Annotated in this window: 14 protein-coding genes, 1 tRNA gene and 1 pseudogene; 11 read left to right on the plus strand and 5 right to left on the minus strand. The window is 43.4% G+C overall.

Features of this window, described 5'->3' with window-relative positions:
- Positions 1–201 precede the first annotated feature (201 nt).
- Complete coding sequence (prfA, locus tag AC57BQ_RS24765) at positions 202–1275, minus strand: peptide chain release factor 1 (protein ID WP_090472737.1); 1074 nt, start codon at positions 1273–1275, stop codon at positions 202–204.
- 241 nt (positions 1276–1516) lie between these two features.
- On the opposite strand from prfA, the gene AC57BQ_RS24770 reads away from it, so the two are divergent.
- Both AC57BQ_RS24770 and AC57BQ_RS24775 read left to right on the plus strand, forming a co-directional pair.
- Positions 1517–1759, plus strand: coding sequence for a hypothetical protein (locus tag AC57BQ_RS24770; protein WP_496408795.1), 243 nt, complete (start codon positions 1517–1519; stop codon positions 1757–1759).
- Positions 1760–1765: 6 nt separating this feature from the next.
- A pseudogene (locus AC57BQ_RS24775) lies at positions 1766–1837 on the plus strand (SHOCT domain-containing protein); the annotation flags it as partial.
- A gap of 2 nt (positions 1838–1839) precedes the next feature.
- Here the strand turns inward: AC57BQ_RS24775 and AC57BQ_RS24780 are convergent.
- A complete protein-coding gene (locus AC57BQ_RS24780; RefSeq protein ID WP_496408796.1) occupies positions 1840–2592 on the minus strand; it encodes a UDP-2,3-diacylglucosamine diphosphatase in 753 nt (250 codons plus the stop codon).
- A 115-nt stretch (positions 2593–2707) separates the two neighbouring features.
- Here AC57BQ_RS24780 and AC57BQ_RS24785 point away from each other — a divergent pair, with 115 nt between their 5' ends.
- Both AC57BQ_RS24785 and AC57BQ_RS24790 read left to right on the plus strand, forming a co-directional pair.
- Positions 2708–2956 carry a hypothetical protein gene (locus AC57BQ_RS24785; RefSeq protein WP_496408797.1) on the plus strand — a complete coding sequence of 83 codons (249 nt, stop codon included), beginning with the start codon at positions 2708–2710 and terminating at the stop codon, positions 2954–2956.
- Between the two features lie 61 nt (positions 2957–3017).
- Positions 3018–3359 (plus strand): hypothetical protein, encoded by a 342-nt coding sequence (locus AC57BQ_RS24790; protein WP_496408798.1) that lies wholly within the window; start codon positions 3018–3020, stop codon positions 3357–3359.
- Between the two features lie 73 nt (positions 3360–3432).
- On the opposite strand, the gene AC57BQ_RS24795 is transcribed toward AC57BQ_RS24790, so the two are convergent.
- The gene (locus tag AC57BQ_RS24795; RefSeq protein WP_496408799.1) at positions 3433–4185 is read right to left on the minus strand and encodes a hypothetical protein; all 753 of its coding nucleotides are present in this window, start codon (positions 4183–4185) and stop codon (positions 3433–3435) included.
- 365 nt (positions 4186–4550) lie between these two features.
- Between AC57BQ_RS24795 and AC57BQ_RS24800 the strand changes: the two genes are divergently transcribed.
- The 3 genes from AC57BQ_RS24800 (at position 4551) to AC57BQ_RS24810 (ending at position 10033) form a co-directional block, all read left to right on the plus strand.
- On the plus strand, positions 4551–6644 hold the full coding sequence (locus AC57BQ_RS24800) for a prolyl oligopeptidase family serine peptidase (protein ID WP_496409494.1): 2094 nt from the start codon (positions 4551–4553) through the stop codon (positions 6642–6644).
- Positions 6645–6750: 106 nt separating this feature from the next.
- The gene (locus AC57BQ_RS24805) at positions 6751–7521 is read left to right on the plus strand and encodes a GDSL-type esterase/lipase family protein (protein WP_496408800.1); all 771 of its coding nucleotides are present in this window, start codon (positions 6751–6753) and stop codon (positions 7519–7521) included.
- 241 nt (positions 7522–7762) lie between these two features.
- The gene (locus AC57BQ_RS24810) at positions 7763–10033 is read left to right on the plus strand and encodes a Tex family protein (RefSeq protein WP_496408801.1); all 2271 of its coding nucleotides are present in this window, start codon (positions 7763–7765) and stop codon (positions 10031–10033) included.
- A gap of 117 nt (positions 10034–10150) precedes the next feature.
- On the opposite strand, the gene AC57BQ_RS24815 is transcribed toward AC57BQ_RS24810, so the two are convergent.
- On the minus strand, positions 10151–10627 hold the full coding sequence (locus tag AC57BQ_RS24815) for an Lrp/AsnC ligand binding domain-containing protein (RefSeq protein WP_076373882.1): 477 nt from the start codon (positions 10625–10627) through the stop codon (positions 10151–10153).
- A 152-nt stretch (positions 10628–10779) separates the two neighbouring features.
- Here AC57BQ_RS24815 and AC57BQ_RS24820 point away from each other — a divergent pair.
- From AC57BQ_RS24820 to AC57BQ_RS24835, 4 genes are all read left to right on the plus strand, one after another.
- Positions 10780–10891 (plus strand) — tRNA-Asp (locus AC57BQ_RS24820).
- A gap of 320 nt (positions 10892–11211) precedes the next feature.
- Complete coding sequence (locus AC57BQ_RS24825) at positions 11212–12102, plus strand: ParA family protein (RefSeq protein WP_496408802.1); 891 nt, start codon at positions 11212–11214, stop codon at positions 12100–12102.
- A gap of 6 nt (positions 12103–12108) precedes the next feature.
- Positions 12109–12534 (plus strand): hypothetical protein, encoded by a 426-nt coding sequence (locus tag AC57BQ_RS24830; RefSeq protein WP_496408803.1) that lies wholly within the window; start codon positions 12109–12111, stop codon positions 12532–12534.
- Positions 12535–12881: 347 nt separating this feature from the next.
- Positions 12882–16304, plus strand: coding sequence for a ThuA domain-containing protein (locus tag AC57BQ_RS24835; protein ID WP_496408804.1), 3423 nt, complete (start codon positions 12882–12884; stop codon positions 16302–16304).
- Between the two features lie 259 nt (positions 16305–16563).
- Here the strand turns inward: AC57BQ_RS24835 and AC57BQ_RS24840 are convergent, their stop codons facing one another.
- Complete coding sequence (locus tag AC57BQ_RS24840) at positions 16564–17136, minus strand: porin family protein (protein WP_496408805.1); 573 nt, start codon at positions 17134–17136, stop codon at positions 16564–16566.
- Positions 17137–17335: the final 199 nt, after the last annotated feature.

Here is a 17335-nt window from a genome sequence, read left to right on the forward strand (position 1 = left end):
CCCTTATATGAAAATAAGATGAAAAACGGATTGTAATTATCGCATCGCGACAGTTTTCACATTTTTTAACAATTGGATTACAGTTGGTTAGATGGAATAGGTTGCCTGTAAATTAAAAATGCCATAAGCAGGTTGCTTATGGCATTTTATATATTATCAAAAGACCTGCCTCCGACCTCGAAAAACCGGATAAGGCGTCTTTTAAACTACTGTTCCTTCTTTTAGCTTTTCAGCATTTTCGGCAAACTGTAAAGCCTCCATAATTTCCTGCAGATCGCCGTTCATTACGCCGGGCAGGTTGTATATGGTAAGTCCGATGCGGTGCTCTGTTAAACGACCCTGCGGATAGTTATAGGTACGAACCTTGGCCGAGCGATCACCGGTAGAAACCATGGTTTTACGCTTTTTAGAGGTTTCTTCCAGGTGTTTTTGCAATTCCATTTCATAAACACGTGAACGTAATACCTGTAAAGCCTTATCGTAATTTTTTAACTGCGATTTTTGATCCTGGCATTGGGCTACTATACCGGTAGGGATGTGGGTTAACCTAACAGCCGAGTAAGTAGTATTTACCGACTGACCACCTGGTCCCGATGCGCAGAAAAGGTCCTTGCGGATATCACTTACCTGCAGATCGATATCAAATTCATCAACCTCTGGTAATACCACAACCGAAGCGGCCGAAGTATGCACCCTGCCCTGGGTTTCGGTATCCGGTACACGTTGCACACGGTGAACGCCCGATTCATATTTAAAGTTGCCGTAAGCATCTTCGGCATTTATATTGAACACAATTTCTTTATAACCGCCGCTTGTACCTTCGGTGTAATCAACCAGTTCGGTTTTCCAGCCGCGTTTTTCGCAATAACGTATATACATGCGGTAAAGGTCGCCGGCAAACAGGGCTGCCTCATCACCACCCGTACCACCGCGAATCTCGACCATAGCATTCTTGCTGTCTTCGGGATCTTTAGGGATCAGCATCAGGCGGATGGTTTCTTCCATTTCTTCCTGCTGAGTTAATAGCTCATCCAGTTCTGATTTGGCCATTTCGCGAAACTCTTCGTCTTTTTCTGTAGCCAGTATCTCTTTATTAGTATCAATATTGCTCATGATGTTGCGGTAAATGTTATACTCATCAACAATTTTGGCAAGGTCTTTATATTCCTTATTCAGCTGGGCAAAGCGTTTCATATCCGACATTACTTCCGGATTGCTCAATTCGCCTTCTACGTTTTTCCAGCGTTGAAATATCAGCTCTAATTTCTCTAACATATATTATCCTCAATATCTATGGCAATATTGCAGTTAAATGGTGGTCCGGCCAGGAAAGCTCTTTATGTTTTCGATCGGGTTACAGACATACTGCAAAAAGCGCACAAAAATACATATTTTCAGGCATATATAATTCAGTGTATTGTAAGTTATAAGCATGGGGATTTTGAATGGATTGATACAGACATTGTCGGTGCTTAAATTATTCCTATATTTATGCATCAACTTAAATCTTATTATCATGGGTGGATTAGGCGCACCAGAAGTCATTCTTATTCTTATAACACTTGGCACTTTAATCATCTTCCCGGTATGGGGATATAGAGCAGGTTTAAACAGGACAATAGGACCTATGGGAGGGCTGCTATTAGGGCTGTTTTTGAGCTGGATTGGCGTAATTATAGTTTATTGCACCAAAAGGATCGATGAGCAAAAGCTATATAACTTTCCTAATCAGTCATCAGCAGATGAATTGAAAAAATAGAAACAGCTATTAGATAGCGGTGCAATAACGGAAGCTGAATACCAAATTCAAAAAGCCAAAGTTTTAAATTCAAACTGAGATTAAAGCTTTTCAAAATGCTTTAGTTGGAGTTCAACCCCGTCAAATTCGGCGTAGGTGTTGTAGTTTACCCATTCGCCCAGGTTAATGTAGCGGCTGTTGGGGTTTAGCTGTATATCCAGCGGCAGGTGCCGGTGACCGAAAATAAGATAATCGTAAAAATTGGTTTGCAGTTCTTCGCGGCAAAAGGTAACCAGCCACTCCTGTTCGCCGGGTTTCGGATTTTCTTTTTTCTGATTGCTGATACGGCTGTTGGTCGACCAATAATTGGCTATACCCACACCCAGGTTTGGATGTAGCCGCGCAAAAAGCCATTGACAAAAGCCGCTCCTGAAAAAGTTTTTCAGCACTTTATAAAAGCCGTCGCCCGGGCCAAGGCCATCGCCGTGGTGCAGGAAAAACTTTTTGCCATTCCGTTCTATCTTCAATTCATTGCTGATGATGACAGCTCCCAATTCCTTTTCAAAATAATCAAACATCCACATATCATGGTTGCCTTTAAAAAGGTAAAGTTTTACGCCGGCATCGGTAAGTTCGGCCAGTTTGCCTAAAAAACGGGTATAGCCTTTAGGAACCACGGTTTTATACTCAAACCAAAAATCAAATACATCGCCCATTAAAAACAGTTCGGCGGCATCGGCTTTTATGCTATCCAGCCAGCGAACTATCCGGTCTTCGCGTTTACGGCTTTCGGCATAGCCGCCGGCGCCCAAATGAAAATCGGAGGCGAAGTAAAGTTTGTTACGGATTGGCATACCCGGCAAAAATACATTTTAAGCACGAAAGGAGAAAACCCAGCAACCCACTGCATTTAATAAGGCAAACATCCCGGCTTCTTTATCGTTGTATAGCTATTAAACCAATAAAATTATGGCAAACCCAGAAAACCCAAACCTCGACGATGCCCAGGAAGATAAAGACCCCGGCAATGAATTTGAACAGGGCGACGGAATTGATACCGGCAACCAATTGCTTAATGCCGATGAACCTAATGTGAGTGCCCTGGAAGCGGCGAGCCGTGCATCAGAATCTGCCTATACACTAAACTTCGAGGATGGTATAGCTCCAAAGGCTGATCAGCAAGAAGGCAAAAAAACAGATACCCAGTCGGGTACTTAATCATTTGTAAATATTTGATGACAAGCATGGTAAATCAAAGCTTTCCATTATAATTACAGAAATGAAAAAGATATTAACCTCAGCCGTTCTGCTGTTTGTTTTTGCAGGTGCGGCAAATGCGCAACACGCGTTTAACGCGGCAGATTTTAAAAATAACCTGGGTAAAACCGGTACCCTTTGCGATACTGTTTATTCCATGAAAATGGTAAACGATACATTAACCCTGTTAAACCTGGGCGGAGCTTATCCGCATCAGAAATATACCATCGCGGTAAAGGGCAAAACAACATTGGATCTGCCGCATATTAAAGGCAAACAGGTTTGCGTAACCGGAGTTTTTGAAATGTTTAAAGAACAGCCCGAAGTAGTGGCCAGCCAGCCTCAACAGATAGAGGTTCATTAAAATAAAAAGCTGTATCATGATTGATGATACAGCCTCTTTTTATGCTAAACAGATCTCGTCTGTTTTATTTCAATTAAAATTCTTTTACTAAACCAAACACAACCTGAAGTTCGGTCATCGGTTGTTTGGTAACTATACGGCCCAGGCTGCTGGTGCGGCTGGTAGTAGAAATAGTTGGACCGTCCGATTTAATATAGTTGCCTTTCAGTAACAGGTCCCAGCCAGATCCCATGTCAAAACGAACATCTGCACTGCCTCCGTAAGCAAAGGCTGTACCTTTTGAGCTTTGTTGGGTAAAAGTTCCTGTTTGTGCCGGTACTCCGGTAATAGCAACCGCTATACTTGGCGTGGCGGTGTTTTTAATAGCACCTGCCGATGCCCTCAGGTCAAACCGTAAGCGATGGTATACAAATGTATATTGTGGGCCGAGCAAAATATTATAGCTTCTGTACCGCTTGTCGGCAGTAACGGTTGAACCGTCGGCTTTAAAATCATCAGTATATCCCTGTGAAAGTATTTGATCATCATTATAGGTTAAATTACCCTGATCTTGTTTGGATACGGTAAAACCTACGGCAAAATGTTTGTAAAAATAAACGGCTCCATCCACACCCAATACAACCCCGTTTTTGGCAAAACCGGCTTTTGTGTTACTGTAATCGGTGCTCTTAAAGTCGCTCAATGGACGTGACTGACCACCAAATATGCCAATATAACTTTTAAGCTTGGCTGGTTCGTCGCCGTCGGCTTGACTATCCTGAGCCCGTGCGTTAAACACTATCAGCATCATGAGGGCTGCCGTAAGTAATGTAAAGATTTTTTTCATGTTATAAATTTGTACTAACAACTTGTATAAGTTTGCCGCTTACCATCTTATCCGGTTTAGCAAACGTGTAAAAAAAAGCATTATTATCAATAAAGGCGCAGATAGTAAAAATCCATTGTAAATAAATAATTATATCCAGAGCACGTTATCAATACAAACCGGGCTAAATAACCTGGCTTTGGCTTGTTTTCGTAATCGGGGGCTAATATAGCTTGCCCCGTTCAATTAAATAGCAGGATTAATTAAAATTAACAACTTTTAACCTTTATTATGCCCGGACGCTTGTTGGCATAATGCCCAAATCCCTATCTTTAGTTTTCCTGTAATTTAAAATCAACATGAAACTAACTACCTGTTTATTTGCAATGGCTGTTTTATTTTGCAGCTATACCCACGCACAACAAATGACTATAAAAACGCTACCCTACCCCCAAACCAAAAAAGTTGATACCGTTGATACTTACTTTGAAACCAAAGTGCCAGACCCATACCGCTGGTTGGAAAATGACCAGGCCGCGGATACCAAAGAATGGGTGAAAGCCGAAAATAAGGTTACCCAAAACTACCTGGGCCAGATCCCATACCGCGAAGAAATACACAAACAGCTGGAAACTTTGTGGAACTATGAAAAATACAGCGCGCCGTTTAAAGAAGGCAAATACACTTATTTTTATAAAAACGATGGCTTGCAAAGCCAGTCGGTTTTGTACCGGCAGATAGGTGATAACGGTACGCCCGAGATGTTTTTAGATCCCAATAAATTTTCGGCCGATGGTACTACCTCGCTGCAGGGAATCGATTTTACCAAGGATGGCGACCTGGCCGCTTACCAGATATCTGAAGGCGGATCTGACTGGCGCAAAGTGATCGTGATTAAAACCGCCGATAAAAGCGTAGTAGGCGATACCCTCACCGATATCAAATTCAGTGGTCTGGCCTGGAAGGGTACCGATGGCTTTTATTACAGCAGTTATGATAAACCCAAGGCAGGCAGTCAGCTATCGGGCATGACGCAGTATCACAAATTATACTACCACAAACTGGGTACACCGCAAAGTACCGACAAGCTTATTTTTGGTGGCGATAAAACCCCGCGCCGCTATATTGGCGCTTACCTTACTGAAGATGAACGTTTTTTGGTGATCACCGCTGCCACATCAACCACCGGGAACGAATTGTATATACAGGATCTGAGCAAGCCTGGCAGCAGCATTGTAAACGTGATAGATAATTTTGATAATCAGCATTCCATACTGGATAATGTGGGTAGCAAGCTGTATATCCTTACTAATATATACTCGCCTAATTTTAAAATTGTTACCGTTGATGCTGCCAATCCAACCGTAACCCATTGGCAAAACCTCATCCCCGAAACCAAAAATGTATTGAGCGCGACAACAGGCGGTGGCAAGATCTTCGCGGAATACCTGCAGGATGCCACTTCTTTTGTGCAGCAGTATGATATGAATGGTAAGCTGGAGCGTACCATCGCCCTGCCATCGGTAGGTACCGCTTCTGGATTTGGCACCAAGAAGGCCGAAAAGGAAACTTATTACACTTTTACCAATTATGTATATCCAACTACCATTTTTAAGCTGGATATTGCCACAGGCAAATCAACCCTGTATAAAAAATCGAGAGTGAAATTTGATCCTGAACAATACGAATCAAAACAGGTGTTTTATACCTCGAAGGATAAAACAAAGATCCCGATGATCATCACCTATAAAAAAGGTACCGTGCTTAATGGTGAAAATCCTACCTTATTATATGCCTATGGAGGTTTTGGCATCAGCTTAACACCTGCTTTCAGCACATCAAATATTATATTGCTGGAACATGGCGGTATATACGCCGTACCAAACTTGCGTGGCGGCGGCGAGTATGGCGAAACCTGGCACCGCAAAGGCATCAAAATGAAAAAACAAAACGTATTTGACGACTTTATTGCCGCGGCCGAATACCTTATCAAAAATAAATATACGTCCAAAGAACATCTGGCGGTATCGGGCGGTTCCAACGGCGGCTTACTGATAGGCGCCATGATCACCCAGCGTCCGGATTTGTTTAAAGTAGCCTTCCCCGCAGTGGGCGTTTTGGACATGCTGCGTTATAACAAATTTACCGCAGGAGCAGGCTGGAGCTATGACTATGGTACCGCCGAAGACTCTAAAGAAATGTTTGAGTACCTGTATAACTATTCGCCATATCATGCCTTAAAACCGCAGGAATATCCGGCAACCATGGTGACCACGGCCGATCATGACGACCGGGTAGTTCCGGCTCACTCCTTTAAGTTTGGCGCACGTTTGCAGGAATACCAAAAAGGCACGGCTCCGGTACTCATCCGTATTGAAACCAAAGCGGGCCACGGTGCGGGGCAATCAACAGCCCAGGTGATCAGCGGTCAGGTTGATAAATGGGCGTTTATGTTCTGGAATATGGGCGTGAAGTGGTAAGATGGTTCGGGTTACCAGTGTAGAGTTATGAGTATTATTCAAAGCGGAGCCATGTGCGATTCCTTCCCTCGGGAAGGGGAGGAAGGGGTTTGTTAAACTATTCAATATGAAACATTTTTTTATTGTTGCACTGTTACTATGCAGCATTTCGACCTTTGCCCAATCCCCCAAAATAAACATCAACGTTGTTTTCATCGGCAATAGCATCACACAAGGGGTACAAATGAGTGACCCCGCTACGGATGCACCACCTGCTACTGCCATAGCCTGGTTGCGCAACCACGCAAACCAGGGCACGGTGGAGTTTAGCAACCAGGGTCACAGTGGTTATACAACCCTTGATTTTTTACCCGGCACTAACACGTTTGCCCAGGTGGAGCAAGCCGCTGGTGCCTTTACGGATAAAGAAGCCCTGCTGATATTTTCGATGAAGCTGGGCACAAATGACAGTGCCATCCAGGGCCCCCACGGTGCGCCGGTATCCCCTGTAGATTATATCCAGAATGTAAAAACCATTACTGATAAACTACTGACCGATTTTCCAAAAGCTATTATTATTTATCAGCACCCCGTTTGGTATAGCCCTAACACCCATAATGGCGCCAGATATCTACAGGAAGGTTTATCCCGCCTGCAAAGCTATGTGCCCAAACTGGATAGCCTGGTGGCCGCTTATGGTGAAAGCAATCCTAATCATGTTTTTGTGGGTGATAAAAAAGCATTCAACTATTTCAAGAAACATCACCTTACCCATCTGATCCCTGAAAAGGGTAATCAGGGTACCTTTTATCTGCACCCAAATAAACAAGGCGCTTTAGCTTTGGGTGAGTTTTGGGGTAAGGCGATTGAGACGGTTGTGAAGCGGTTATCGAATTAATAAATATATACTATGTCATTGCGAGCGCAGCGTGGCAATCTCCTCCCATGCCGAATACGAATAGCTACGGGATTGCTTCGTCGTACCTCCTCGCAATGACATATTTAAGATGATCATCATTTTTGATATTTACGGCAATCAAATGTGTTTATACTTAACGCCGAATTAACCACCATTCTTTTTACAAACCATTTTTGCTTTTTAACCAAAGAGTACCCAACTTCGCAGTCCAAAGTTTACTATGATATCGCATTATAAAAAAATAGCCCAGGAGCTTTCCATTGCCGAAAAGCAGGTAAGCGCCACAGTTGACCTGCTTGACGAGGGCGCTACCGTTCCCTTTATTTCCCGTTACCGTAAAGAGGTTACCGGCACGCTCGATGAGGTGCAGGTGACCGAGATTCGCGACCGTGTGCAGCAACTGCGCGACCTGGATAAACGCCGCGAGGCCATCCTGAAATCGCTGACCGATATGGGTAAGTTAACACCCGAACTGGAAAAACAGATCAACGAGGCCGAAACCATGGTAGCGCTGGAGGATATCTACCTGCCATACCGCCCCAAACGCAAAACCCGTGCTACCACAGCCCGCGAAAAAGGTTTGCAGCCCCTGGCCGACTTATTACTGGAGCAAAATAAAATTGATCTGGAAACCGTTGCCGAGGTATATATAGATGCCGAAAAAGGCGTGAACAGCATAGAAGAAGCCCTGGCCGGTGCAAGGGATATTATTGCCGAAACCATCAGCGAAAATGCCGAAGTACGTACCCGCATCCGCGAGCTGTTTATTGAAAAAGGAACTTTCCAATCAAAAGTAGTGGATGGCAAGGAGGTGGAAGGTATCAAGTATAAAGACTATTTCGACTGGACAGAAGCCGTGAAATCGGCACCGTCACACCGCATCCTGGCTATGCGCCGCGGCGAAAAGGAGGAGATTCTGTGGTTGGATATTAAACCCGAAGAGGATGAAGCCATTGCCATACTGGAAGATACTTTTGTAAAAGGCATCAACCCATCTGCCGACCAGGTAAAACAGGCCATTGCTGATGGCTATAAACGCCTGCTGAAACCATCTATGGAAACCGAAGTACGCCTGTTTACCAAAAAGAAAGCCGATGAAGAAGCTATTCGTGTTTTTGCGGAAAATGCCCGCCAGTTGTTACTCGGTGCGCCGCTGGGTCAAAAACGTGTGATGGCTATCGATCCGGGTTTCCGCACGGGTTGTAAACTGGTTTGTTTGGATGAACAAGGTAAATTGTTGGAAAATACAGCCATATACCCACATACCGGGGCAGGACAGGCGCGTGAGGCCGAAAAAACGGTTCAACACCTGTTCCAAAAATATAATATCGAAGCGATTGCTATTGGTAATGGTACTGCCGGTCGCGAAACGGAAGTGTTTGTACGTAATCTGAATTTGCCGGGCGTGGTTATTGTGATGGTGAACGAAAGCGGGGCATCTATCTACTCGGCATCAGATGTGGCGAGGGAGGAGTTTCCAGATAAAGATATCACCGTAAGGGGAGCAGTATCTATTGGTCGCAGACTGATGGATCCGCTGGCCGAGTTAGTAAAAATCGACCCAAAATCAATAGGTGTTGGGCAATATCAGCACGATGTTGATCAGAACAAACTGCAAACCTCACTGGACGATACCGTAATGAGCTGCGTAAACGCCGTAGGTGTTGAACTGAACACCGCATCCAAACAGATACTGGCTTATGTATCGGGCCTTGGTCCACAACTGGCACAAAATATAGTGGAATACCGCGATCAGAATGGTGCCTTTAAACGTCGTGACCAACTTAAAAAAGTTCCCCGCCTGGGCGATAAGGCATTTGAACAGGCCGCCGGATTTTTACGCATCCACCAGGCCGAAAATCCGCTGGATTCAAGCGCGGTACATCCGGAGCGTTATAGCCTGCTGGAGCAAATAGCCAAAGATATGAGCTGTACGGTGAAAGATCTGATGAGCAACGCTCCGCTGCGTAAAAGTATTCCGCTGCAAAAATATACATCAGAAACGGTAGGTTTACCTACCCTGAACGATATCATGGCCGAGCTGGCCAAACCCGGTCGCGATCCACGTGAGCAGTTTGAGGCTTTTAGCTTTACCGATGGTGTAAATGCCATAGGCGACCTGAAGGTAGGCATGAAACTGCCCGGCATAGTCACCAACATCACCAACTTTGGGGCTTTTGTGGATATCGGTGTCCATCAGGATGGATTGGTGCATCTAAGTCAGATCACCAACCGTTATATCAAAGATCCAAACGAGGTATTGAAAGTACACCAGAAAGTAGAGGTTACCGTGACTGAGGTTGATGTGAACCGTAAGCGTATAGCTTTATCTATGAAAGAAAATGATAAAAGCGCCCCGCAGGAAAGACGAAATGACGATAGAAGGCCTGCAGGCGGCAATAACAAACCCACTTATAACAAAAAACCGGCACAGGAGCCGGAAACAGATATTGCCATAAAACTGGCGGCGCTGAAAAATAAGTTTAAGTAGGAGATAGATTAACGGCTGTCATGCTGAGCTTGTCGAAGCATGTGGGTAGGGCCTCTGCGCCCTATCCTTCGACAAGCTCAGGATGACAGCCTTCGCTTTTTATAATCGAGTAAAATTTTATTCCAAAGTGATCTGCCTCCTGATGCTTTCTTCAAGCGAGATAAAAGTTTCGGTGCGTTGGATACCCTTAACACCCTGAATCTGTTCGTTCAAAACCTCGCGCAGGTGAGTGGTATCATGACACACGATCTTGGCGAAAATGCTCCATTCGCCGGTAGTATAATGCAGCTCAACAATCTCTTTTATGGTTTTTAGTTGCTTAACCGCTTCGTTGTACTGAGAGCCCTTTTCAAGGTATATACCCAGGAAGGCTGTAATATCATACCCTAATTTCTGAGGATCTACTTCCAGGCTGGCTCCCTTTATTACACCCATCTCTTCCAACTTTTTCATTCTCACGTGTATGGTTCCGCCAGAAACGATCAACTCTTTAGCTATCTCGGTATACGGAGTAGTAGCATTCTTCATTAATATTGATAAAATCTGGATATCAAGATTATCAATTTCTAAATTTTGAGCTTTTCTGTGGGACATAAATTTGAATATCTATATTGAAATACAAGTTTAATTAAAATTTGAATAAAAATAAAATATTTTTGTTGAAATATTTGCAAGGAATTGATGGGTCTATTAAATTTGTATCAAGCAAATGACAATTGCTTTCTGTTCTTTAAACAAAAAAACAATGTTGGGTGGTGAAATTTTTGGCAGACACACCTCCTTGTCCCGGTGGCGGAGATCATAGAAAACCCGAAGCGGGCTAACTACTCTGTGGAGGTTCGAATCCTTCCCCAACAGCAAGTTCCTCAGCAAGTCGTGGAACTTATATCCTGTAGGATGGTGAAATTTTGGCAGACACACCTCCTTGTCGCGGTGGCGGAGAAATTGGGAAACTTTCAGCAATGAAAATAACCACTCCGTGGAGGTTCGACTCCTTCTCCTACAGCTCTTCTCATAATTTAGGTTTATAATTGGTTAGTAAAGGCCCCTGCCCATCAGGGGCTTTGCTGTTTTTAAGCCTTTTTGCGCGCTGCATTCTCACGTATATATTATAATAATAATTTATATACATTTATCAATTGATAAACTAAACCTTAATTTCAATAAAAATGGTAATCGTGTCTGTAATTAATTACAAGGGTGGCGTTGGAAAAACGACATTGACAGCAAATCTATCTGCCGAATTAGCCTTTCGAGGGTATAATGTTTTAATGATCGATTTAGATCCTCAAGCAAGCCTAACCTTTTCATTTATTAAACCCGATGATTGGAAAAGTAAGTACGCAAACGATAAAACAATAAAAAGTTGGTTTAAGCCTTCAAAAAAATCACTCATTACCTCGTTTGAAGAACTCATTATAGACACGGGTAAAAACTTGAAAGGAAAATTGGATTTAATCGCGTCGCATTTAGATTTAATCAATGTAGATCTTGAATTAGCGACTCAATTGGGAGGCGCAAATTTACAGCAGTCGAAACAACGGTTTTTGAAAGTTCATACTCGTTTAATGAACGGCATTAAAGAATTGGGAGATGAAGAATATGACTACATCTTTATTGATTGTCCACCAAATTTCAATATAGTAACTAAAAATGCTATAGTTGCTTCGAATCAAATTTTAATTCCTGCAAAACCCGATTATCTCTCAACAATGGGAATTGATTATCTTCGCAGAAGTCTCGATAGCTTAATTAAAGAATATAATGAATACTGTGATGTACAAGATGATGATGATGTAGAAAAAATAGGCCCTGAAATTGCGGGTGTTGTTTTTACTATGGTTCAATACTATGGGGGGCAACCGATAGCTGCCACAAGACCATTTATCACTCAAACAAAAAAATTGGGTGTAAAAGTATTTGATCATTATATTAGAGAGAACAAAACATTATATGCTGATGCACCACAATATGGTACGCCTGTAGTTCTAACTAATCACTACCGAGAAGATATTATTAAGGAAGTGGAGGATTTTGTATCAGAAATAGAAAAAAAGATTAAACCTTAAAAAGAAATGGAAAAGAGAAGGCAAATACTGGGGATAGTTAACAAATTTGTTAATTATATTGATAAGCTTTCCGATGAAGAGATTGACCAAATAGAATCAAAAGAAGCTACAATTAAGTTTGAATTTATAACTAATTCTGGATCTATCAGGCCCAAAAGCAGAGTTATGAAAAAGACCGAGTTGAATAATATAGATATAGACTCTTTAATAAATAGTTTGAATGAAATTTCAAGTAGGCAGGAGGGAGAGACTTTTCTCCAAAATCGTTGCCCCAATCGTATTCAAATGGAAAAAGTTGCGAGAAAGCTTGATATCCCATTTCAAAAAAAAGATAATACTGAACATTTACGGAATAAAATAATAGAAGGAACAATAGGATATAGATTGAGATCTCAAGCAATCCAAACAACAACTAATATAGACTATAAATAATTTTAGCGTATATAAACATCAACTAAATTTTATGGTCAAATCCAATTGACCATAAAATTTAGTTGATGTAAAAAGCCTTTCATAAGAACATGAAAGGCTTTTTTTGTAGATGTTTACGATGCGTTATTATTCAGTGCAAGGCATTTTACTATAATCCTTTTTGTAATCACTCTTATCTCTCCAAATTTTATTGTGTCATTTTTACGCATTGGATATTGTTTCGTAAAGATTTAGTTATAAATTTGGTAGGCAACAATTTATTACAATCGATTGAGTAGATTGCGGCAAAAAACCTGAATTCAACAGTATTTAAAACCAATTAATCCAAAAACCCACAATAAGCCGATATGAAAAAAATCGTCCTGATAGTTCTTGTGGCATTTAGCTGCATTTACGTATCCTGTAACAAAACACGCCCCAATAAACCCCGGGTGCTTATTTTTTCCAAAACCATGGGGTTCCACCATTCATCTATTGATGCCGGCATAGCGGCTATCCAGAAACTGGGCAAAGAGAACGGATTTGATGTGGATACCACCAAAAATGCCGACATGTTTAACGAGGAGAACCTGAAAAAATACTCCACCGTTATTTTTTTAAGTACTACCGGCGATGTGCTCAATTATCGGCAGGAAGCCGCCTTTGAACGCTATATACAGGCGGGCGGGGGCTATGTGGGTGTACACGCCGCTGCCGATACCGAGTACGATTGGGGCTGGTACGGCCGTTTGGTTGGCGCCTGGTTTTATGATCATCCGGGTATTCATGATAAAAACCCCAATGTGCAGCCAGGTACTTATAATGTTATTGATAATACCAACGATGCTACCAAACATTTACCCAAAGTATGGAAACGTACCGATGAGTTTTACAGCTTTAAAAAGGAACTTGCTCCGGATGTGCACACCTTAATAACCCTTGATGAAAGCACTTATAAAGGTGGTAAACGTATGGGCCGGCACCCGGCAACCTGGTATCATGATTTTGATGGCGGCCGCGCGTTTTACACCGCCTTGGGTCATACCGAAGAATCATACAAAGAGGATAACTATTTAAAATTGTTGCTGGGTGGTATTAAATACGCCATCGGCGAGAATAAAGAGCTCAACTACGGCAATGCCAAAACGCAGTTGCCGCCAGATGAGGACAGGTTTGTAAAAACACAATTATCAACCGGCCAGTTTTTTGAGCCTACCGAAATGACCATCCTGCCTAATCTGGACATCCTGGTATTGCAGCGCCGCGGCGAGATCATGCTGTACAAGCACGATACCCAGAAAGTAAAACAGGTTGGCTTTTTTGATGTGTACTTCAAAACACGGCACACCCCCAATGTAAATGCCGAAGAAGGCATGCTTGGCCTGGCCAAAGACCCTGAATTTGCCAAAAATAACTGGGTATACATTTACTATAGTCCTGCCGATAGCTCGGTTAACCGTTTGTCGAGGTTTACTTTTGTGAATGATACGCTGGATAAAAAGACCGAAAAAGTAATACTGGAAGTAAAAGCCCAGCGCGAGATCTGCTGCCATACCGGCGGTTCTATTGCTTTTGGTCCGGGTCCGGATAAAATGCTGTTCTTCTCGGCGGGTGATAATTCTACTCCTTTTGATGAGAAGGGACAGAAATATGTAACCAGCGGTTACGCCCCTTTAGACGACAGACCAGGTCACCTGCAGTTTGATGCCCGCCGTTCGGCCGGTAACACCAATGATCTGCGCGGTAAAATTATGCGCCTCAAGATCAATGACGATGGTACTTACAGCATCCCCGAAGGAAACCTGTTCCCGAAAGGAACGCCAAAAACACGTCCCGAAATTTATGTGATGGGTGATAGGAACCCTTACCGTATTACGGTTGATCAAAAGAACAGCAATTTATATTGGGGCGAGGTTGGCCCTGATGCGCACAATGATAGTTTAGACACCCGCGGCCCAATGGGTTATGACGAGGTGAACCAGGCCCGCAAAGCCGGGAACTTTGGCTGGCCATATTTTGTGGGCGATAATAAGCCATACCATCTTTATGATTATGCTACCGGTACTTATGGTAAAGCATTTGATCCAAAACACCCGGTTAATGAGTCGCGCAACAATACTGGTTTAAAAGATCTGCCACCGGCGCAACCGGCATTTATATGGTATCCTTACGGGCCTTCGGCTGATTTTCCGCAGGTAGGTACTGGCGGTCGTAACGCGATGGCCGGCCCGGTTTATTATACTGATCTATTCCCGGCCGAAACACGCCTGCCCGATTATTATAACGGCAAACTGCTTATTTACGAGTGGATGCGCGGTTGGATAAAAGCAGTTACCCTAACTCCCGAAGGTGACTTTGATAAAATGGAACCTTTTTTCCCAGGGCTTAAAATGAACTCCATGATTGATATGGAAGTTGGTCCGGATGGAAAGTTATATGGTTTAGAGTACGGCAGCGGCTGGTTCGCCCATAACCCTGATGCCGGGTTGTTCCGCATTGATTATATTGTAGGAAACAGGCCGCCGTCTATCAAAAGTATAAAAGTGGATAAAACCTCGGGCTTATTGCCATTTGCTGTAAAACTCAACGTACAGGCCAAAGATCCCGAAGGTGATAAGATCACTTATGTTTGGAATTTAGGCAACGGCACCACCAAAGAAACCCAGGAACCACAACTGGATTATACTTACACTAAACCCGGCGATTACAAGATAACTGTAGAGGCTAAAGACAGCCAGGGCGCTACCAGCAAAAGCTCGCCGGTAAGTGTTTATGCCGGCAACGAGCAGCCACAGGTATCGGTAAAATTAACCGGGGGCAACAAATCGTTCTACCTGCCGGGTGTGCCTGTAAGCTACGCGGTGACCGTAACCGATGGAGCCGACACTAAAAAGATCGATCCGAAACGCATTTTTGTAGAAGTTAACTATATCGACGGTTATAAGAAACCGGTATCGGCATCACAATTAGAGCAAACTGCCCCGGAAAATGCCGGGAAAGCCATTATGCTGACCATGGATTGCAAAAGCTGCCATAAAGAGGTGGGTAAATCTATCGGCCCAGCATTTTTGGATGTGAGCAACAAATACGCGAAAGATCCTAACGCCATGGTCAAACTGAGCCAAAAAGTAATTAAAGGCGGCGCGGGTGTTTGGGGCGAAACAGCCATGTCGGCCCACCCAAGCATCAAAAAAGGCGATCTTGACCAGATCATTACCTGGGTGATGTCGCTTTCTAAGGATGCCCAGAAAAAATCGTTACCGGCATCAGGCACCATTTCGCCCGATCCAGGCAAGCAGCTTGCAGCAACGTTTGTGCTTTCTGCACGTTACACCGACGATGGCGGAAACGACATTAAAGCATTAACCGGCGCAGGGATAGCCACCTTAAACAGCAGTAATTATTTGTTTAGCGGCACCGAAAAGGTAAATGGCTTTACCGGCTTTAAATACAATGGCATCAACCTCATGATCATTCCGCCAAACGGTGGATGGTTCGCGGTTGATAATATCGATCTGACTGGTGTCCGTTCGGTAAACATGACCAATTTCTGGCAGGCACCGCCATCGATCAGTCTTGATTTTGAGGCTCGTTTAGATGCGCCAGATGGTAAACTGATAGGTAAAGGAAGTATGCCGGTACCTGCAAAAGATCAAAAGGCAGGTGTTACCCATGTAGCTATCAGCCCGGTAACGGATGGTAAAATGCATTCGCTGTATTTGGTCTACAAACCGGTAAAACCGGCGGCTATGCAAGCTGGTGTAACTGGTGTACAGTTTAGCGCGAAGTAAGTAAATGGCCTGTCACCCTGAGCCCGTCGAAGGGCGAGCGTAGAGGCCTTTGCCCGCAAGTCTTCGACAAGCTCAGACTGACAGGCTTATTAAAGTATAAAACAAAGCCCCGGCAGGTAACCTGCCGGGGCTTTTGTTGTTGAGTTTGTCATCCTGAACTTGTTTCAGGATCTCTCAGGACAGTTATCCATTGTGCTGTATAACCTTGCTGATGAGATGCCGAAACGAGTTCGGCATGACTTTATGTTCCTATCAACCCTTAAAGTATCTTAAACCCTACGCTAAGCGCCCAAAGGTTTTGGCGTTTGGCAAAGCTGTCGCTTACCTTGGTTAAGCCGCCTTCATAACGCAGATCGGCAGTGATAGCTCCGATGTCAACACCGGCGCCTACCTGGTAACCTACATTACTTTTGTTAAAATTATTAGCGGCCCCGCTGATATTGCTGCCCAAACTTACGCTGTTATCCAGTTGATAAGTGTAAATAGGACCACCCATTACACGGAAATTCAGGTCCTTTTGACCAAATGATCTACCAATTAACAAAGGCACGTTCAGGTTGGTGAACCGCACTTTACCATTAAACGCGGTATTGTTATCGCTCGATTCAAATTTACCACCTGTGCCGCTTAAATAAAGCTCGGGTTGTAAATACCAGGTGTTGCCAATACGGGCAAATAAACCAGCCTGGTAACCGGTAAGGGTTGATTCTTTTACATTGTCGGTGCTGATCCTCGAAAAATTGACACCGCCTTTAATACCTAATGAAACTTGTGCTTTGGCCCCGATGCTTACCGCTATCAGTAATGCCGCACTTAATAGTAACTTTTTCATAATTGTTGATGTTGGTGATGCCGCATGCGTTTTGACTTACACACGCGGCTGTTTTAAAATAAATTTGTTATAAAACGGGTTTTGTAACAAATACGTATACATAGCCTATCAATTGACACGCCAAAAAGGTAAACGTTGCCTGTGAAATCTGTTTTTAAGGCCTGTCGTAGAGACGCATAATTGCGTCTCCCAATGGCTG

The organism is Mucilaginibacter sp. BGA-UO-ETr-C110 (assembly GCF_059567985.1).